We start from the raw sequence: 24,561 nt of genomic DNA on the forward strand, positions 1-24,561 counted from the left end.
TAGAAAAGTGAATTACATACGATGGTTGGAAATATATTACCCCCAAAATACAAACAAAAAAGGTTAAATGCAATAGACATATGTTCGCTCTACCAATTTTCGTAAAAAAATGTTAAATATGGCCCTTTTTTTGCTACCTTTAAGAGCCATATTTTGTACTTATCCTAAACCTTTCGAAATGCTTCCATTGAAATCCGCATATCTATGCATTAAGCTGTAACTCAATAATCCACACTTATTGATGACTCATACTTCTACCAGACAACCCAGGGGGTCGCATGTACCCTCCAGTCATAGGTGTACCTATGCTAAAGGGAAGGCTTGTAGCCTGTTGTCAACATTAGTAAAAACCAGCTACAGCAAAATATTTTTTATCCTTCTGCTTTGTTCGATTTTATCAACTACAAAATTAACTGCACAGTTTTGTCAGACATGGTCACTTGCTGCGGATACAACACAAACTGCTAATAGTGGTGCATCTACCAGCAATAATGGAGAAATAAAGGGGCCCGGAATGAATACACCGAGTTATACAAACTCGGGAGGTTTTAGTTGGCAAAGATTTGCTAGTCCTGCTACTTACTGGCCTAAAGTTGTTAATACAGCCGATGGCCTTTATCTGGAATTTCCTGTAACTGCATCGTCTGGAAATAACCTTACTATAAACAGTATCACTTTCTCTACGTTTATGAGTAATAGCTCAGGGTCGCTTATTTTCAGTTTATACGATGGTACCACTCCAACAGGTGTAACCACTACAATATCTTCGGGCAGTTCTGCTTCTCCGGATAATGTAAGTTTGACCGGCCTATCCATTTCTGTTCCAAGCGGAACAACCAAATCGATCAGACTATACATAACGTCTTCTGCATCGCCTACTAACAGTTCCAGAACATTGCATATCAGAAATATGGTGATCTGCGGTACTTCAGCTTCATCATTTTGTGCCAACGCAACTATGGCCGCCAATTCAACCGTTACAGCGGGGAATATTGGCAATGGCTCAACCAACAATATTCTCACAAATTTTTCAGTAGGTGCAAATAGTACTAATCTAACAATAACTAATTTCTCTTTTCCTTTTACCAATAGCGGTTTGGTTACTAGTGATATCACAAACTATAAACTATATTACACATCAAGCAATACATTCAGCACTACTACCCTACTCAGTACCGTTAGTACCGGACTTGCAACAAGTCCAATAAATTTCGGACCATTTAGCCAAGTTATTAGTTCAGGGAATACCGGATATTTTTGGGTAACAACCGATATTGCTGCAGGAGGAGTAGCCGGCCATTCAATTACTGCTTCTGCCTTATCCCCTACAAACTTAACCTTCTCCGGGAGTCCTACTACATGTGGCTCAGTTGCCGCACAGGGTACAAAAACAATAGCTGTATTAAGTCTGCCTACAGTTACTACAACTGCTGCAAGCGCTATTACAAGTAATACAGCCACAAGTGGAGGAAACGTAACAAGTGACGGAGGTGCTACCGTAACAAGAAAAGGTTTGATCTACAGCACCGGTCCAATTACAGACACTACTAGCACTACAGGTGGCGGCAAGATCATCAATGGAACCGGTGGAACAGGCTCTTTTACTTCATCTCTCACAGGTTTATTACCGAATACAACTTATCATATTCGTTCTTTTGCAGTCAATGCTGTGGGAGTAAGTTATGGTACAGATCTAACATTTACTACCCCGGCAGCACCCGAAAGAAATTGTAGCGGCAGTGGACCATTAAACGGATCGGCTGCCAAAGAAGGAACATTTTATTTGTATGCTTATGTAAAGGCCGGTGAAAAAATAGACTGGAACATTATCAGAACAGATAATAACTCTGCTGGTAACTGGACGATCAATGCGTTTACACCTACCGGTCCATACAGTAGTTGTACAATCGGTACAGCTAACGGTAGCCAGTGTACGACATCTCAAATTACTGTAACAGCAGCTACCGAGGGTATCTGGACTATACAAGCCATTCCTGCCGGTAGTAATGGGAATGATGTTGTTTGTCCGAGCTTGAATGTATATACCTCGGGAGGAACCACAATCACAGGAAGAGTATGGACAGAAAGTCTTCATGGGCATGATGCATCGAGTGGCGTTGAACCTGATTTTACTTTGTACTTTTTAACTCCAAGCGGTTATCAATATTCAGCAACCTATTCGGGATTAAATGGTTTAAATTATACGATTGTCTCCGATTCACTAGGTGTTAGAACTGCAGCAGGATCTTGTACTTCTGCTTATCAAAGTATTGCATATTCCGGAGCTAGTTCTCCACTTGGTCCGGACTTTGCAAATTGCGGCTCAAAAAATAAAATATTTTTCTCTGCATTCGATAGTGGCTTACCAACATCAGCAGTTCGTTACAATATAGCAGCCGGAGGAGGACAAGTGACAGAACCTTTAATATCTACACCACCCGTTCCTAGTCTTACTACACCAACATTTACAAGAACAAGTACTTGTTCTGCCGCAGGTAATATTGTTTTTAATGTGACCAATTTTACTCAAAAAGGATATATACAAATTGATGTAAACAATAATGGCATCTTCACAGATGCAGTAGATCGTATAGATACAGTGACTTTTGTAAACGGAGTAAATACAGTTCCGTTCAACGGGTTAGATGGACTTGGCAATACCATTCCTTTATCTCAACCGATGAATGTTAAAGTGCTTATTACAAATATTGGTGAAACTCATTTTGTAATGAGCGATATTGAAATTTTCGGTGGAATTAGTGTAAACAGATTGAATGGTCCGGGATCGCCAAGCAGTACTTTGTATTGGAATGATACAAATTTACCTACAGGTAATAACTGTTCTTTTACTTCATCATCCGACGGAACCGGCGGCGTAAATACATCGGGAGTATATTCACATGGCTGGACACAATGCGGCACATGCTCTCCACAAAGTGCGACTTGTAGCAGCACGAATAGCACAAGCCCATCTATGAATGCAGGTTCATGGGGCAATCAACGTTTAATTGACAACTGGGCTTATGTTAGTGATAGTACACTTAACCACACCATTTTTGTTGCTCCTGAAATAGATACTACCTATGCAACAGTTTGTAATACGGCTCTACCTTATATCTGGAGTGGTCATTCTTACAGTGCAGCCGGAACATACAGCACTACTTTAACCAGTTCTACAAACTGCGACTCAACTGTTGTTTTAGTTTTAACTGTAAACAACTGCGGCGTTTTGTGCGATGGCTCAGTCATTCCATTTACCTCAACGCCAATTACGATCAACGGTAGTATTGATGCCGCCTGGAATACAGCAACATATCTTCCTATACAAAAAACAACGATCGGCACTATATCTGCCGACTTTGTAGGCACTCAATGGAAAACTTTATACGATGCTACCAATTTATACATTCTGGTTACAGTTAAAGATCCTAATATTTTTAATGATGGAGGAAACTGGTGGGAGAATGATGGAATAGAAATATTTATCGACGGGCAAAATGAAAAAGCAAATTCGTACGATGCAAATGATTTTCAAATTGCGGTTGGAGCTGATGGAGTTAAAAATGCAGGTACAAACGGCGCTTCCAAAATAGGTTCAATAAGTTCATCAGTTGTAGTAACTCCCGGTGTCGGATACACGGTCGAAGTTGCAATACCCTGGTCAACGATTGGAGGATCTGCTACTAACGGCAGAATGATTGGCATAGATGTACAGGTTGATGATGATGATAATGGCGGTTCAAGAGATACACAAGTTTCATGGAACACAAATAGTACAAATGCTTTTTCTGACCCAAGCCTTTTTGGTCAATTACCATTAAGTGTGTGTACGCCTGCTCCACTTTCAATGATCTATGACAACACGAATCCATCTTGCACAGGATTCACTAATGGTTCTATCAGAGCTACGGGTTCAGGCGGTATTCCACCATATACATATTCCCTAACAGGCCCTGGGGGACCATATACATCGAACTCAACAGGATATTTTACCGGACTTGCTCCCGGAAATTATGTGATTACTGTTACAGACGCTACTCCAAGTTCAGTACCAAGCCAAACAATTACACTTCAAAGTTTCGTTAACCCACTTGTTGTATCAAATGACACAAGCATTTGTAAAGGTGCTTCAGTGCAACTAAATGCAAGTGGCGGAACCGGTGGATATACATGGTCGCCGGCAACCGGATTAAGCGCTACTAACATTGCGAACCCGGTGGCCACTCCTCTTGCTACAACTACCTATACCGTTAGTTCACAAAGCTTAAGCAACTTAATTGTTAATCCGGATTTCGAATCCGGAAATGTTGGCTTCAGCTCAGAATACAGTTACTACACTTCGCAAACAACAGCAAGACAGACTTATTCTGTCAGAACAAATCCTAATGGCCATGATCAATTCTTTACTTCCTGCGGAGATCATACTACCGGTACCGGCAACATGCTTGTTGTTGATGGCTCGGATGCCGGTAATGGCGCCACATACAAATTCTGGGAACAAACTGTTCCGGTGAATACAGGCTCAACTTATACATTTAGCTATTGGGTTCAAACGGTTGCATCGGGAAGTCCTGCACAAATAAACAGTAAAATAAATGGAACCAGCATTGGCGTTTATACTGCTCCTGCTTCGACTGCTTGTAATGGATGGCAGCAAGTAACTTATTCCTGGGTAGCAACAGGCACTACTGCAAACATAGCATTCTATGATAATAACATAGCCGGGGTTGGAAATGATTTTGCCATTGATGATATTTCGATAACAACTCCCTGTACAGTTACTGATACAGTAAGAATTACTGTAGATACTGTAACACAAACTACTGTAAACGTTTCCATCTGTCCTTCAGAATTGCCTTATAGCTGGGGAGGAAATTCAATCGGTGCTGCCGGAACTTATAAAGACACACTTACAAGTTTTAGAACCGGTTGCGATTCTATTGTAACCTTGAATCTCTCTTTGAAAGCAACATCAACAAGTACTACTAATGTTAGCATTTGTCCTACAGCGTTACCTTATAGCTGGAATAGTAATTCATATTCGTCTGCAGGCACTTACTCTGTCACACTTGTTAATTCGATTGGATGCGATTCTGTTGCAACACTAAACCTTAGTCTTTACCCAACACCAATTGTTTATACGCATGGAAACAACCCATCTTGCGATGGTGTGTGCGACGGAACGGCAAGTGCCGATGTTGTTGGCGGAACAGCACCTTACACATATTCCTGGACGAATAGCAGTGCTACTACACAAACAATTACAGGGTTATGTGAAAACACTTATAAGGTTATTGTAACAGATGCCAATGGATGTACATCATCATCTACCCCTGTTATACCATCTGCCTGCTTTGAAATCAAAAGTATTCTTGTAGATGCTTGTTCTCCGGTAGAATATGAACAGGAAATGGTTTTCTTTCAGGTTGGTCCAACACCGTTGAGTTATGCTTCATTAACAGCCGACTGGCCAACCCCAACGGATACATGGAGAGGACTTTGCACGAATGCTACTTTCATTGCCAATGTAAATGCAACAATTACCGGAGGAGGAAAAGTAATTGCCGCTCCGGCAACATTGCCAGCCGGAGCAGATGTTGTATTGATCACCAGCAATGTTCCAACTACCTCTTTCAACAGTTTTGCTAATCTGAGTGATACGCTTTATGTGTTGTTTCAATGCCCGGGAAACACCTCAGGTCATTTTGCAAATAATACAGGATCTGCAGGACCAAGAACATTAAGCATGAATTTCGGATCAGGCTGTACAGATACTGTTACCTATTATACAGAATCATTGATCAATAAAAATGGAACAACAGGAGGTTCTTCTGCTAATAATGATGGGGCTTATGTAAACTTCACTTCAACAGGTACCGCTTTATATAAAAATTATGGTTGTGTAATTCCATCCACGATACAAACCGATTCAGTAGTACTAGTTTCACCAGCACCTGTTACACCAACATTTAATCCCATTGCAGCAGTTTGTCAAAATTCAACACCTCCGGTATTACCCACAAGCTCTACAAACAGTACACCGATAACAGGAACATGGAGCCCTGCTGTAAGTACAGCAAGTGTAGGCACAACAACTTATACATTTACTCCTACCGTAGGACAATGTGCCACAACAACAACACTTAACATTACAGTAAAAGCAATATCAACAAGCTCATCTTCCATTAGTGTTTGTCCTACAGCATTACCCTACACATGGAATTCATTAACTTTTAATACTGCAGGTACACAAACGGCACATCTCACAAATAGTGTTGGATGCGATTCAGCGGCAACGTTAACGCTTACAGTAAAAGCTACATCAACAAGCACAACCAATCTGAGTCTATGCCCTGCTGACTTACCTTACACATGGAACGGATTAACTTTTAATGCTGCTGGTACACAAACAGCGCATCTCACAAATAGTATTGGATGTGACTCGGCAGCGACTTTAATATTAACTGTAAAAGCCAATACAACGAGTACCACTAACTTAAGTATTTGCCCGGCTGACCTACCTTACACATGGAACGGATTAACTTTTAATGCTGCTGGTACACAAACAGCACACTTTACAAATAGTGCAGGTTGCGACTCGGCAGCAACCTTAGTATTAACTGTAAAGGCAAATACAACAAGTACTACAAACATTAGTGTTTGTCCAGCTGATCTGCCCTATACATGGAACGCATTAACATTTAATGCTGCAGGTACACAAACGGCTCATCTCACAAATAGTGTTGGTTGTGATTCGGCAGCCACCTTAATACTAACGGTAAAGGCCACCTCCACAAGCACAACAAACATTAGTGTTTGTCCAGCTGATCTGCCCTATACATGGAACGCATTAACTTTTAATGCTGCAGGTACACAAACGGCTCATCTCACAAATAGTGTTGGATGTGATTCGGCGGCCACCTTAATACTAACGGTAAAGGCCACCTCCACAAGCACAACAAACATTAGTATTTGTCCTGCTGATCTGCCTTACACATGGAACGCACTAACATTTAATGCTGCAGGTACACAAACGGCTCATCTCACAAATAGTGTTGGATGTGACTCAGCGGCAACCTTAGTATTAACCGTAAAAGCAAATACAACAAGTACAACAAACATTAGTGTTTGTCCAGCTGATCTGCCCTATACATGGAACGCACTAACATTTAATGCTGCAGGTACACAAACGGCTCATCTCACAAATAGTGTTGGATGTGACTCAGCAGCAACCTTAGTATTAACCGTAAAAGCAAATACAACAAGTACTACTAACATTAGTGTTTGTCCCGCTGATCTGCCTTATACATGGAACGCACTAACATTTAATGCTGCAGGTACACAAACGGCTCATCTTACAAATAGTGTTGGATGTGACTCAGCAGCAACCTTAGTATTAACCGTAAAAGCAAATACAACAAGTACTACTAACATTAGTGTTTGTCCCGCTGATCTGCCTTACACATGGAATGCACTAACATTTAACGGGGCAGGCACTCAAACGGCTCATCTTACAAATAGTGTTGGATGTGACTCGGCAGCAACCTTAGTATTAACCGTAAAAGCAAATACAACAAGTACTACTAACATTAGTGTTTGTCCAGCTGATCTGCCATACACATGGAACGCATTAACTTTTAATGCTGCAGGTACACAAACGGCTCATCTTACAAATAGTGTTGGATGTGACTCGGCAGCAACCTTAGTATTAACCGTAAAAGCAAATACAATATCTTTTTCAAACATCAGCGTTTGTCCTGCATCGTTACCATACAGTTGGAACGGGTTAACATTTAACGGGGCAGGCACTCAAACAGCACATCTTACAAATAGTGTGGGATGTGACTCAGCTGCTACGCTGACACTTACTGTAGATGCTGTTTCTACAAGTACAACAAATATTAGTGTTTGTCCGGCAGATTTGCCTTACACATGGAATACCAATTCATATAATACCGCCGGAACATACGTAGTACATTTCACGAATAGTGTGGGATGTGATTCAGCAGCTACATTAGTCTTAACAGTAAAAACGAATACGACCAGTACGACTAATTTAAGTATTTGTCCTTCGGATCTACCATACATATGGAACGGATTAACATTCAATGCGACAGGAACTCAAACAGCTCATCTTACAAATAGTGCTGGTTGTGATTCAGCTGCTACACTTGTGTTAACAATAAAAGCTACATCGACTAGTACAACCAACTTAAGTATTTGTCCCTCTGATCTTCCTTATATATGGAACGCTATTACATTTAATGCGGCAGGAACTCAAATAGCACATCTTACAAATAGTGTTGGATGCGATTCGGCTGCTACTCTTGTGTTAACAGTAAAAGCAGCGTCTACCAGTACAACAAATATTAGTATTTGCCCTTCCGATTTACCTTATACATGGAACGCAATTACATTTAATGCGGCGGGAACTCAGACAGCTCATCTCACTAATAGCGTTGGGTGTGATTCTGCTGCTACACTTGTGTTAACAGTAAAAGCAACGTCTGCCAGCACAACTAATATCAGTGTTTGCCCTTCTGCCCTACCATATACATGGAATGGATTAACATTTAATGCAGCAGGATCACAAACAGCTCATCTCACTAACAGTGTTGGTTGCGATTCGGCAGCTACTTTGATTTTAACAGTAAAGCCAAACTCAAGCAGTACTACAAACTTAACACTCTGTTCATCATTGCTTCCATACACCTGGAATTCATTAACGTTTAATACGGCAGGATCACAAACAGCCCATCTCACTAATAGCCTAGGTTGCGATTCGGCAGCAACCTTAGTATTAACAGTAACAACACTACCTGCTGCAACTATCAGTTACGCTTCTCCGTTTTGTTCAAATGGAGCTACTGCTGCAGTAACATTAACAGGATCAACCGGAGGAACATTCACTTCAACTGCCGGACTATCTATTAATCCATCTACAGGGTTAATAAATATCGCTTCAAGTACACCTGGTACATATACAATAACTTACACAATAGCTGCGGCTGGTGGTTGCCCTGCTGTAATTGCTACAACAAGTGTCACTATTACTCAAATACCAGCTGCGACTATAAGTTATCCATCACCGCTATGTAACAATGGCAGCTCTAGTATATCTGTTACTCGTACCGGAACTGCAGGGGGCACATATTCATCAACTGCAGGTTTATCAATCAATGCATCAACGGGCACAATAAATCCAACAACCAGCACTCCCGGAATTTATACTATAACATACAGCATTGCTGCAGCTGCAGGTTGTCCTATAGTAACTGCTACCACGACAGCAACCATAAGTACACCTCCTATAATAACGCTGCAACCTGTCGATACGGGAGTCTGTAAGTTTAACGGAGCATTCTTTACCGCTGCTGCTACTGCAATCGGAACACCCACTCCAACAGTTCAATGGCAGGAATCAACTAACGGAGGGGCAAGTTGGTCCAATATTTCCGGTGCCACATCAACTACCTATAATATACCGGTTGCCAATGCAAATCAGGATGGATATTATTATAGAGCTGTTTTCACAAATATTTGTGGAACCGCCACAACAAACCCTGCATTATTGGAAGTCTCATCTCCTTTAAATCCACAACTGCAACCAACCTCACAAACAGGTTGTGATAATTTCGGAACGGTTACTTTCACTGCTTCGGGTAATGGCGGTAACGGTATGTTACAAACCGAATGGCAATATAGTCCAGATGGAGGAACAACATGGATCAACATTCCCAGCACATTAGATACAACATATAACGGAAACTCAACAAACAGTTATACTTTCACCCCAACCCTTTCACAAACAGGTTGGTTATATCGTTTAAAATTTATTAATGGCAGATGTGCCGGAAGTATAAGTAATTCAGCAACCTTAACCGTTAACCCAATACCAGTTGTGAACCAGCCTGCGAATCAGTTGGTTTGTAAAGGAAGCAGCACAGCTGCCGTTACATTCGGAGGAACAGCAACCTCTTATGCATGGACCAACAGTAATACAGCTATAGGACTTGCTGCAAGTGGTAGTGGGAATATAGCTTCTTTTGTTGCTACAAATAGTACAACAAGCCCGATCACAGCAACCATAACAGTAACACCAACTTTTACAGGTGGTGTACCTTCAGCCAGTTGTCCGGGATCCGCTAAAACATTTACCATTACAGTAAATCCATCTGCAACAGCAAATGCAGGATCTGCTCAAACTATTTGTGCTAATGGATCTGCTACATTGGCGGGTAGTATTGGCGGAAGTGCTACAAGCGCTACATGGACAGCGCCAAGCGGAAGTTTTTCAAATGCAAACTCACTAACGTCAACCTATACCCCATCTATTACAAGCGGCACTGTAACACTTACCTTAACGACCAATGACCCAGATGGCGCAGGACCATGCTTAGCAGCTACATCTACAGTTGTGATAACAGTTAATCCTATAGCAACAGTAAATGCAGGAACAGCACAAACTGTTTGCCAAGGAAGCAGTGTAACACTATCAGGAAGTTTTGGCGGAGGTGCAACCAGTGCAACATGGAGTGCTCCGAGCGGAAGTTTCTCTAATGTAAATTCACTAGCGTCAACGTATACACCATCTATAACAAACGGCACTGTAACGCTTACTTTAACAACCAATGATCCGGCTGGTCCATGTACCGCTGTAACATCAACTGTAGTTATAACAGTAAACCCAATTGCTACTGTTAATGCAGGATCTCCACAAACGGTTTGTGCAGGAAGTACCATTACCCCTCTTGCCGGAAGTTTTGGAGGTAGTGCCACCAGTGTTACCTGGAGTGCTCCAAGTGGAACCTTTTCTAATGTAAACTCTTTGTCATCTTCCTACACTCCTTCAATAACGAGTGGAACCGTTACGCTTACACTAACAACCAATGACCCCGATGGCGCAGGACCTTGCGTGCCTGCAGTAGCTACAGTTCTTATTACTGTTAATCCAATTGCCACTGTCAATGCAGGATCACCACAAACAATATGCGCAGGAGGTTCTGTTACGCTGGGAGGAAGTATTGGTGGCAGTGCTACCAGTGCAGTATGGAGTGCTCCATCAGGAAGCTTCTCTAACGTTAATTCGCTAACCTCTACCTATACACCATCGATAACAAATGGTACAGTTACTTTAACATTAACTACCAACGATCCGGCCGGACCATGTACTTCAGTTACATCGACGGTGGTTATAACTGTTAATCAGATAGCTACTGCAAATGCAGGATCGGCACAAACAGTTTGTGCAGGAGGTAGTATTACTTTGGCAGGAAGCATCGGTGGTAGTGCAACAAGCGGAACATGGAGTGCTCCGAGCGGAAGTTTTTCGAATGCAAATTCACTATCGTCAACTTACACTCCTTCTATTGCAAGCGGAACAGTAACAATTACATTAACTACTGATGATCCCTCAGGCCCTTGCCCTGCTGTAACATCCACTGTTGTTATCACGGTGAACCCTATAGCTACCGCAAATGCAGGATCGGCACAAACAGTTTGTGCAGGCGGCAGCATTACTTTGGCAGGAAGTCTTGGCGGGAGTGCTACAAGCGGAACATGGAGTGCCCCAAGCGGCAGTTTTTCAAATATAAATTCACTAACGTCAACGTATACACCTTCTATTAGTAGCGGAACGGTTACATTAACCTTGACAACGAATGACCCTGCAGGCCCTTGTTTACCTGTGACTTCAACTGTCATTATTACTGTGAATCCAATTGCTACTGCAAATGCCGGCCCGGCTCAAGCTGTTTGTGCAACTGGCAGCATCACTTTGGCAGGAAGTATTGGAGGTGGTGCAACCAATGCTACCTGGAGTGCTCCAAGTGGAAGTTTTTCAAATGCAAACTCACTAACGTCAACGTATACACCTTCTATTACCAGTGGCACCGTAACGCTTACACTAACAACTGATGACCCTGCAGGACCTTGCCCTGCTGTAACATCCACAGTAGTTATAACTGTTAACCCTAAGCCTACTGCCGGTATAGCATCAACAAATATTAATTGCTTTGGTGCATCAACGGGCACTGCAACCGTAACACCAGCGGGTGGAACCCCCGGTTATACTTACAGTTGGAATAGCAGTCCTGTACAAACCGGAGCCGTGGCAACAGCATTACCTGCCGGCGGTTATACAGTGATCGTTACCGATACAAAAAGCTGTACAGCTACAGCTTCTGTTACTATTACACAACCAACATTACTAGTATTAAGTGAAACACATGTAGATGTACCATGTAACGGAGCTGCTACAGGTTCAATAACTATAAGTGCTACAGGAGGAACAGGACCATATACAGGAACAGGAACTTTTACAGGACTCACTGCAGGTATTTATTCTTATACTGTGACCGATGCAAATGGTTGCAGTAAAAATATTTCTGTTGCGATCTCGGAAAACAGTTTAATGACCCCGAGTGAAATACATACAAATGTACTTTGTAACGGAGCAGCTACGGGTACTGTTACCATAAGTGCTACAGGAGGAACAGGACCATATACAGGCACTGGAACTTTTACCGGTCTTGTTGCAGGAAATTATTTATATACAGTTACAGATGGAAATGGTTGCAACAAAGTTGTACCCGTAACGATCACTGAACCAGCATTAATGGTTTTAGGTGAGACGCATACTAACGTACTTTGTAATGGAGGAAATACAGGCACTGTTACAATAACTGCTACAGGAGGAACCGGACCATATACAGGCACAGGTACATTCACAGGACTGACTGCCGGAACTCATTCTTACACAGTGACTGATGCCAACAATTGTAGTAAGAATATTTCTGTCACAATTACTGAACCGACAACATTGGTCGCAAGTGAAATACATACCAACGTTCTTTGTAATGGCGGTAATACAGGTACGGCCACAATTAGTGCAACAGGAGGAACAGGGCCTTATACAGGAACAGGAATATTTACAGGACTGACTGCCGGAACTCACTCTTACACAGTGACTGATGCAAATGGTTGTACAGACATTGTTTCCGTTACGATCACTGAACCAACTGTATTAGTTGCAAACGAAATACATACCAATATACTTTGCAATGGTGCAAGCACCGGGTCGGTTACAATCACTGCATCAGGAGGAACCGGGCCATATACCGGCACAGGAACTTTTAGCGGATTAACAGCAGGAACTTATGCTTACACAGTTACGGATGCTAACGGATGTACAGATATTGTTTCTGTTACAATTACTGAACCGACATTATTGGTACCAAGCGAAATACATACAAATGTTCTTTGTAACGGAGGAAATACCGGTTCTGTAACGATCAGTGCGACAGGAGGTACAGGACCCTATACAGGTACAGGAACTTTTAACGGATTAACTGCAGGAACTTATTCTTATACTGTTACTGACGCAAACAGCTGTAGTCAAAATATTTCTGTAACCATTACGGAACCAACGTTGCTTATTGTAACGGAAACACATGTTGATGTTCAGTGCAATGGTGATGCATCTGGAACAATTACGATCAATGCTTCGGGTGGAACCGGCGGACCATATACCGGTACCGGCACATTCACAGGATTAACTGCAGGAACCTATTCATACACAGTAACAGATGCAAACAATTGTAGCAAAAGTATTTCTGTTACCATTGCAGAACCAACATTATTGGTTGTTAACGAAACACACACAAACATTCTTTGTAATGGTGGAACAACAGGAAGTATAACAATTACAGCGACCGGCGGTTCTGCACCATACTCAGGAACAGGAACATTTAATGGATTAGCTGCAGGTACATACTCTTATACCATAACAGATGCTAATAACTGTACTAAAACTATTTCAGTTACACTTACTGAGCCAACATCGCTTGTTGCTGCCGAAACTCATACTAATGTTCTTTGCAATGGAGGAAATACAGGCACAGCAACCATAACTGCCTCAGGTGGTACAGGACCATACACAGGCACAGGAACATTTAACGGATTGACTGCAGGAACATATTCTTATACTGTAACTGATGCAAATGGTTGTACAGATGTAGTTTCTGTAACTATAACTGAACCAACATTATTGATCGCTGCTGAAACACATATCGATGTTCTTTGTAACGGTGCAAGTACCGGGTCGGTTACAATCACTGCATCAGGAGGAACCGGGCCATATACAGGCACAGGAATTTTTGGAGGATTAGCCGCAGGAACTTACTCGTATACTGTTACAGATGCAAATAATTGTAGCGATGTCATTTCTGTTACAATTACTGAATCAGCTCCCATCATAAGTTCTACCAGCCTGAGTATTTGTCCTAGCGACCTTCCATATACTTGGAATGGGCTAACCTTTAACAGTGCTGGAACGCAAACAGCCATTTTAACCGCAGACAACGGCTGCGACTCGGCTGCCACTCTTATACTAACGGTTAAGAGCACAAGTATTTCAACAACAAATATCAGTGTTTGCCCAAGCGATCTTCCTTATACATGGAACGGGTTAACGTTTAACAGCGGAGGTACACAAACAGCTCACTTAACAAATAGTGTTGGGTGTGATTCAGCTGCTACTTTAATATTGACAATTAAGGCAATCTCTACCAGCACTACAAATCAAACTTCGTGTACTTCTTATACATGGAACGGCAATACATATAGCTCCTCAGGAACATATACATATTCAACTACAAATAGCGTGGGCTGCGATAGTACAGCAACATTAAACTTAACAATCACTCAGCCTACAACTTCAACTACTACTATCAGTATTTGTCCTCCGGACCTGCCATACACATGGAACGGACTAACATTTAATAGTGCAGGAACTCAAACTGCACATCTAACAAATAGTGCCGGCTGTGATTCGGCGGCTACATTGGTATTAACAGTAAAAGCTATTTCAACAAGTAGCAGTAGTATTGATGTTTGTCCAAGTGCTATGCCATACATCTGGAATGGATTATCATTTAACACAAGCGGAACGCAAACAGCGCATTTAATTAATAGTGTTGGATGTGACTCAGCGGCTACGTTGACACTAACTGTGAAAGCTATCACCACCAGCACAACAACACATACAGCATGTTCGTCCTATACATGGAATGGAAATACTTATACATCATCCGGATCATACACCTACACAACTGTAAATAGTTTGGGTTGTGATAGTGTAGCAACATTAAATCTAACGATCACTCAACCAACAACATCAACATCGAATATTAGTGTTTGTCCGAGCGACCTACCATACACATGGAATGGACTAACATTTAACAGTGCAGGAATGCAAACAGCGCATTTAATTAATAGTGCAGGTTGCGATTCCGCTGCTACATTGATACTATCGGTGAAAGCTATAAGTATTTCAAATACTAATATCAGCGTTTGTCCTAGCGACCTACCATATACATGGAACGGTTTGACGTTTAATAGTGGTGGAACACAAACTGCTCATCTGATCAATAGTGCAGGTTGTGACTCAGCGGCTACGCTGACCCTAACTATAAAAGCAATTTCAACAAGTACAACAAATCATACGGAATGTACTTCTTATAGCTGGAACGGAAACACCTATACTTCATCGGGAACATATACTTATACCACTATAAATAATGTAGGATGTGATAGTACCGCAACATTAAATTTAACCATTACTCAACCAACAATATCTACAACAAATATTAGTATCTGTCCATCTGATCTACCTTATACATGGAATGGATTAACATTCAGCAGTGCAGGTACTCAAATAGCTCATTTGACCAATAGCGCAGGTTGCGATTCAGCAGCTACATTGATACTATCGGTGAAGGCTACTAGTACTTCAACTACTAGTATCAGCGTTTGCCCTTCTGCATTACCATACACTTGGAATGGATTAACATTCAATGCTGCCGGCACACAAACCGCACATCTAACAAATAGTGAAGGTTGTGATTCGGCCGCAACATTGATCCTAAGCATAAAAGCTATTTCAACCAGCACAACAGCTCATACGGAATGTATTTCGTATACTTGGAATGGAACAACTTATACTTCATCCGGATCATACACTTATACAACCGTAAATAGCGTAGGATGTGACAGTACAGCGACATTAAATTTGACGATCACTCAACCGACAACATCTACATCAAGTATTAGTGTTTGTCCATCCGACCTACCTTACACATGGAATGGGTTAACCTTCAGCAACGCAGGAACTCAAATAGCTCATTTGACCAATAGCGCAGGTTGCGATTCGGCAGCAACGCTTATATTAACTGTAAAAGCTATTTCAACAAGCACAACTGCCGTGAGCATTTGTCCTTCTGATCTACCATATTCATGGAACAGTAATTCTTACACCGGTGCAGGGTCTTACAATGTAACATTGACCAATTCAGTTGGATGTGATTCTATTTCTACACTTGATCTAACTATAAAAAATGTAAGCACATCAACAAGCAATATCAGCGTTTGTCCATCTGCACTACCTTACACATGGAATGGATTAACATTCAATGCTGCCGGCACTCAAACTGCTCATCTAATAAATAGTGAAGGTTGTGATTCCGCTGCTACATTGATATTAACTGTAGATCCGATCACTACAAGTATTACAACACATACCGAATGTTCTTCTTACACATGGAATGGAAATACTTACACCTCTTCAGGATCATATACCTATACCACTGTAAATAGTTTGGGTTGCGATAGTGTAGCAACTTTGAACTTGACCATCACTCAACCGACTACATCGCTTACCAATATTACTATTTGTCCGATCGACTTACCATATTCATGGAACGGATTAACGTTCAATACAGCAGGTACTCAAATAGCTCATTTAACAAATAGTGCAGGTTGTGATTCTGCCGCTACATTAATATTAACGGTAAATGCTAACACTACATCAATTACTAATATCAGTATTTGCCCTGTTGATCTGCCTTATACATGGAACGGATTAACATTTAGTAGTGCAGGTACGCAGACTGCACATCTAACCAATAGCAATGGATGCGACTCTGCAGCCACATTAACACTTACCGTAAAAGCTATTACAACTAGCACAACCAATATAAGTATTTGCCCGGCTGACTTGCCTTATGCTTGGAACAGTAATTCTTATACCGCTGCAGGTTCTTACAATGTAACACTTGTGAACGCAGCAGGCTGTGATTCTATTGCTACACTTAACTTAACTGTAAAAAACAATACAACTTCTACAACTAATTTAAGCGTTTGCCCGGCAGCGTTACCTTACTCATGGAATGGATTAACATTCAATACAGCAGGAACTCAAACTGCTCATCTAATAAATAGCGAGGGCTGCGATTCTGCTGCGACATTGATATTAACTGTAGATCCGATCACTACAAGTACTACACCAATTAGCGTTTGTCCTAGTGACCTTCCTTATTCATGGAATAGTAATACTTATACCGCTGCAGGTATATACAATGTTACGCTTGCCAATGCATTTGGATGTGATAGTATTGCAACACTTGATCTGACTGTAAAAGCAATCAGCACTTCAACCACTAACATCAGCATCTGTCCAATCGATCTGCCATACACATGGAACGGATTAACATTCAGCAGTGCAGGAACTCAAACTGCTCATTTGACTAACAGCGTTGGATGTGACTCTGCCGCTACATTAATATTAACTGTAAATGCAAATACAACTTCGACTACTAATATCAGCATATGCCCTGTTGATCTACCATACACCTGGAACGGATTAACATTTAGTAGTGCAGGCACACAAACGGCGCATCTAACCAATAGCAATGGATGCGACTCTGCAGCTACATTGATATTAACTGTAAAAGCAATAAGCGCTTCAACTACAAATATCAGTATTTGTCCTGCTGACTTACCTTACTCATGGAACAGTAATAGCTACTCAGCCGGAGGTATATACAATGTAACATTGACCAATTCAGTTGGATGTGATTCTATTGCAACACTTGATCTAACTATAAAAAATGTAAGCACATCAACAAGCAATATCAGCGTTTGTCCATCTGCCCTACCATACACATGGAATGGATTAACATTCAATGCTGCCAGCACACAGACTGCACATCTAACAAATAGTGAAGGTTGTGATTCCGCTGCTACATTGATATTAACTGTAGATCCGATCACTACAAGTATTACAACACATACCGAATGTTCTTCTTACACATGGAATGGAAATACTTACACTGCATCAGGATCATATACCTATACCACAGTAAATAGTTTGGGTTGCGATAGTGTAGCAACTTTGAACTTGACCATCACTCAACCAACTACATCGCTTACCAATATTACTATTTGTCCGATCGACTTACCATACACTTGGAACGGTCTGATCTTTAGTAGTGCAGGTACTCAAATAGCTCATTTAATAAATAGTGCAGGTTGTGATTCAGCTGCTACATTAATATTAACTGTAAATGCTAACACTACATCAACTACTAATATCAGTATTTGTCCTGTTGATCTACCATACACCTGGAACGGATTAACATTTAATACTGCAGGCACACAAACGGCGCATCTAACCAATAGCAATGGATGCGACTCTGCGGCTACATTGATATTAACTGTAAAAGCAATAAGCACTTCAACTACAAATATCAGTATTTGTCCGGCAGACTTACCTTACTCATGGAACAGCAATAGCTACACCGGTGCAGGGTCTTACAATGTAACATTGATCAATTCAGTTGGATGTGATTCTATTGCTACACTTGATCTAACTATAAAAAATATAAGCACATCGACAACTAATATGAGTGTTTGTCCATCTGCACTACCATACACATGGAATGGATTAACATTCAATGCTGCCGGCACACAAACAGCTCATCTAATAAATAGTGAAGGTTGTGATTCCGCTGCTACATTGATATTAACAGTAGATCCGATCACTACAAGTACTACAACACATACTGAATGTTCTTCTTACACATGGAATGGAAATACTTACACTGCATCAGGATCATATACTTATACTACTGTAAACAGTTTGGGTTGCGATAGTGTAGCAACTTTGAACTTGACCATCACTCAACCAACTACATCGCTTACCAATATTACTATTTGTCCGATAGACTTACCATATTCATGGAACGGATTAACGTTCAATACAGCAGGTACTCAAATAGCTCATTTAATAAATAGTGCAGGTTGTGATTCAGCCGCTACATTAATATTAACTGTAAATGCTAACACTACATCAACTACTAATATCAGTATTTGTCCTGTTGATCTGCCATACACCTGGAACGGATTAACATTTAATACTGCAGGCACACAAACGGCGCATCTAACCAATAGCAATGGATGCGACTCTGCAGCTACATTGATATTAACTGTAAAAGCAATAAGCGCTTCAACTACAAATATCAGTATTTGTCCTGCTGACTTACCTTACTCATGGAACAGTAATAGCTACTCAGCCGGAGGTATATACAATGTAACATTGACCAATTCAGTTGGATGTGATTCTATTGCAACACTTGATCTAACTATAAAAAATGTAAGCACATCAACAAGCAATATCAGCGTTTGTCCATCTGCCCTACCATACACATGGAATGGATTAACATTCAATGCTGCCAGCACACAGACTGCACATCTAACAAATAGTGAAGGTTGTGATTCCGCTGCTACATTGATATTAACTGTAGATCCGATCACTACAAGTATTACAACACATACCGAATGTTCTTCTTACACATGGAATGGAAACACTTACACTGCATCAGGATCATATACCTATACCACAGTAAATAGTTTGGGTTGCGATAGTGTGGCAACATTGAACTTGACCATCACTCAACCGACTATTTCCACAACAGCAATCAGTATCTGTCCTACGGATCTACCTTACAGCTGGAACGGACTAACATTTAATACAGCGGGCACACAAACTGCTCACCTGACCAATACTGATGGTTGCGATTCGGCAGCCACATTAATATTAACTGTAAATGCAAATACTACTTCAACTACTAATATCAGTATTTGTCCAAGCGATCTACCATATACATGGAATGGATTAACATTCAATGCAGCAGGTACTCAGATAGCACATTTAACCAATAGTATAGGTTGTGATTCTGCGGCCACGTTAATTTTGACGGTAAATCCAATTACTACCAGCACAACAACACATACCGAATGTAATTCTTATACATGGAATGGAAATACGTATACAGGTTCTGGTATCTATACATACACATCTACTAACAGTAATGGATGTGACAGTATTGCAACGCTCGACTTAACAATCACCCTACCAACCACATCGGTTACCGACATAACTATTTGCCCGATCGACCTTCCATATACATGGAATGGATTGACATTCAGTACCGCAGGCTCACAAACAGCCCATCTTATTAATAGTGCAGGATGTGACTCTGCCGCCACACTTAATCTTACGGTAAAAAGTACCAGTATATCAACAACTAATATTAGCATTTGCCCTGCCGATCTTCCTTATTCATGGAATGGATTAACATTCAACACAGCAGGTACACAAACAGCTCACTTGTTAAACAGCGTTGGTTGCGATTCGGCAGCTACATTAGTATTAACAGTAAATGCAGTTACGATCAGCAATACAACACATACTGAATGTTCAGCTTATACTTGGAATGGAAATACGTATACAAACTCAGGCATCTATACATACACAACAACCAATAGCAATGGATGTGATAGTATCGCTACATTAGATTTAACCATCAACCAACCTAATATATCTATAACAAACATCAGCATTTGCCCTGTTGATCTGCCATATACATGGAACGGATTAACATTCAATGCAGCAGGTACACAAACAGCGCACTTGGTAAATAGTGTTGGTTGTGATTCGGCTGCTACATTGAATCTAGCAGTAAACACTATTAGTACTTCAACAACAAATATCAGCGTTTGCCCGCTGGCGTTACCATATACATGGAACGGGTTAACATTCAATGCAGCAGGTACACAAACAGCTCATCTCATCAATAGTAACGGATGCGACTCTGCCGCTACATTGATATTAGCAGTGAATGCAGTTTCATCAAGCACAACGGATGTAAGTATTTGTGCTACCGATCTGCCTTATGTATGGAATAGTAACAGTTACCCTACCGGAGGTACGTATAATGTAACATTTACCAATGCCAATGGATGCGATTCTGTTGCAACATTGAACCTATCAGTTAAAACCCCAACTACATCAACAACAACCATCAGCATTTGTCCAAGCGAATTACCATATAGTTGGAACGGATTGACATTTACCGGTGCCGGTACACAAACAGCACATCTAACAAATAGCAACGGATGCGACTCTGCCGCTACACTAACCCTAACCATTAAAGCGATCACAAGCAGTACAACCAATATCAGTATTTGTCCTTCTGTATTCCCTTACACATGGAATGGAAATACTTATACAACTACCGGCATCTATACTGTAACACTTGTAAATGCAGCAGGATGTGACTCTGTCGCCACTTTGAATTTAAATGCGAATAGCACTAGCACTTCAACTACCAATATAAGCATCTGCCCTTCTGCACTGCCATATACATGGAACGGATTGACATTTAATAGTGCAGGTACACAAACAGCGCATCTGACAAATAGCAACGGATGCGACTCTGCCGCTTCATTAACATTAACCGTTAACTCCATTACAACAAGTACAACTAATATAAGTATTTGTCCTTCTGCATTGCCTTATACATGGAACAGCAATACTTATGGAACCGGCGGTACATATAGTGTAACATTGGTAAGTGCTAATGGATGTGATTCAATTGCAACGCTTAACTTAACAGTGAAGAGCACAAGCACATCTATCACCAACATAAGCGTTTGTCCACTGGCGTTACCATATACATGGAATGGATTGACATTTAATTCAGCCGGCACACAAACGGCACATCTGACCAACAGCAATGGATGCGATTCTGCTGCTACATTGATATTAGCGGTAAATGCAACTTCATCAAGCACTACTAATATAAGTGTTTGCCCATCTGCATTACCTTATACATGGAACAATAACTCATATACAGCTGCAGGCAGCTACAGTATAACTTTCAATAATAGTAATGGTTGCGATTCTGTTGCAACATTGAATCTCACTGTGAAGAATACAAGTACATCAATAACGAACATTGGTATCTGCCCTGCATCCTTACCATACACATGGAACGGATTGACATTTACCGGAGCCGGTACACAAACAGCACATCTGATCAACAGTGCAGGCTGCGACTCTGCTGCTACATTGATATTAGCGGTGAATGCAACTTCATCAAGCACTACCAATGTGAGTATCTGCCCTACCGGATTGCCTTATTCATGGAACAATAATAGTTATGCATCCGCAGGAACATACAGTGTTACTTTCAACAATAGCAATGGATGCGATTCTGTTGCAACATTGAATTTGACTGTGAAGAATACAAGCACATCGACCAATACGATCAATATTTGTCAAACTGCATTACCATATACATGGAACGGATTAACCTTTACTACAGCCGGCACACAAACAGCACATCTGACCAATAGTGTTGGTTGCGACTCTGCTGCAACATTGACCTTAATAGTTAAAGCAACTTCATCTAGCACAACACCGGTAAGTGTTTGTACAACTGCATTACCTTATAGCTGGAACGGCAATAATTATTCTAACGGAGGAATATATACAGTGACACTCACCAATGCTGCTGGTTGCGATTCTATTGCAACATTGAATTTAACGGTAAAAAACACAAGTGTTTCAACCACTAACATAAGCATCTGCCCTGCTGGTCTGCCATATACATGGAATGGCAGTAGCTACAATGCAGCAGGAACATATACTAAAACGCTGACCAATGCTGCAGGTTGCGATTCTATTGCAACACTGGTATTGAATGTAAATACAAATACTACCAGCAGCAATACTGTAAGTATTTGCCCATCTTCATTACCATATGTATGGAATGGAAATAGCTACAATACATCGGGCACTTACACCAAACAATTGGTGAATGCATTTGGATGTGACTCTACTGCAACATTGATATTGACAGTTAAATCAACCTCAACCAGCATAAGCAATGCTAGTGTTTGCGCTTCTACATTACCATACACATGGAATGGCAACAATTATAACACTGCAGGAACATATACTGCTAATCTGATTAATGCTGCAGGTTGTGATTCTATTGCAACATTGATTTTGACAGTAAGGGCAACCAGTTCAAGTATAACCAACAGGGATATCTGCTCTTCTCTATTACCATACAGTTGGAATGGCAACACGTACGCTACTGGAGGTACTTATACAGTGAAATTGACCAATGCTGCCGGCTGCGATTCTATAGCTACATTGAACTTATCAGTAAAAACAAGCTCCTCAAGTATTGCCACTGCTGTAGTTTGTGAAGATCAATTACCATACAGATGGAACAATAGTAACTATAGTGCAACCGGTACTTATACAATAAGATTGACCAATGCTGCCGGCTGCGATTCTACTGCAACATTGAATTTAACCGTAAAAACAAAAACAAGCAGCACAACCTATAACTACATCTGTTCATCTGCGTTACCATACACTTGGAATGGTAATAGCTATAACACTGCCGGAACGTATGCAGTTATATTGACCAATGCTGGTGGCTGCGATTCTACTGCAACGCTTGTGTTAACAGTGAATCCTGTAAAAACAAGTACTACTGCCTTTACAATTTGTGAAGGAGATCTACCGTTTAACTGGAACGGCACCAGGTATAATGCTCCTGGCATATACACCAAAACATTGATTAGTTCTACAAGATGTGATTCAATTGCAACGCTGGTGTTAAATATACAAACCATTGCCCCTGCTTCGTTAGGTGGCGACAGGGAAATTTGTCCGGATGATACAGCCGTATTGAGTCCGGGCGTGTATGATCATTATTTATGGCAGGATGGTTCAACCGGTGCTCAATATGTAGCAAGACAAACAGGTATATATACTGTAACCGTAACCAATGATAATGGTTGTACAAGTACGGCAAGTGTAAAAGTAACGGTACTGGATAAATGCAGTGACATCTTCTTCCCGACAGCCATTACACCTAATGGTGATGGATTGAATGATGACTTCGGTGCATTGGGAGATCTGAGAGGAGTAACAGAATACTCCCTATTCGTTTATAACAGGTACGGAGAACTGGTTTATAAGACCTACGACCCTAAAGGAAGATGGGACGGATCTTATAAAGGCGTAGTCTCCGCTAACTATAACTATGTCTGGTATTCTAAGTACACCTTAAATGGCACTAAACGCAAAATCCAAAAAGGCAATGTAGTGGTTATAAGATAACTTATATAAGCTGCAATGTTTAATTGGGAAACTTAAAAACCTCATAAATGAAAGTTTATGGGGTTTTTTATTTTTGTTTTGTTTTTGTGAGCGCCTGTTGTTACTTTTTTTTGCGGGAAAAAAGTAACCCCCGAAATAATCGGGGCAGGCAAAAAAAGCCGCCGACAAGCAATTACAACATGCTTACCGGTTGGTTCCCTGATCATCTTCAGTGCAAAGTGATCTCGGAATTTGGAATT

General features: G+C 41.0%; 1 protein-coding gene. It reads left to right on the forward strand.

Annotated elements, in window-relative coordinates:
* Positions 1 to 241: 241 nt before the first annotated feature.
* Complete coding sequence (locus ACQ33O_RS11895; RefSeq protein WP_430995808.1) at positions 242 to 24,322, forward strand: sugar-binding protein; 24,081 nt, start codon at positions 242 to 244, stop codon at positions 24,320 to 24,322.
* Positions 24,323 to 24,561: the final 239 nt, after the last annotated feature.

It is taken from the genome of Ferruginibacter sp. SUN002 (assembly GCF_050611725.1).
GTDB lineage: Bacteria > Bacteroidota > Bacteroidia > Chitinophagales > Chitinophagaceae > Ferruginibacter.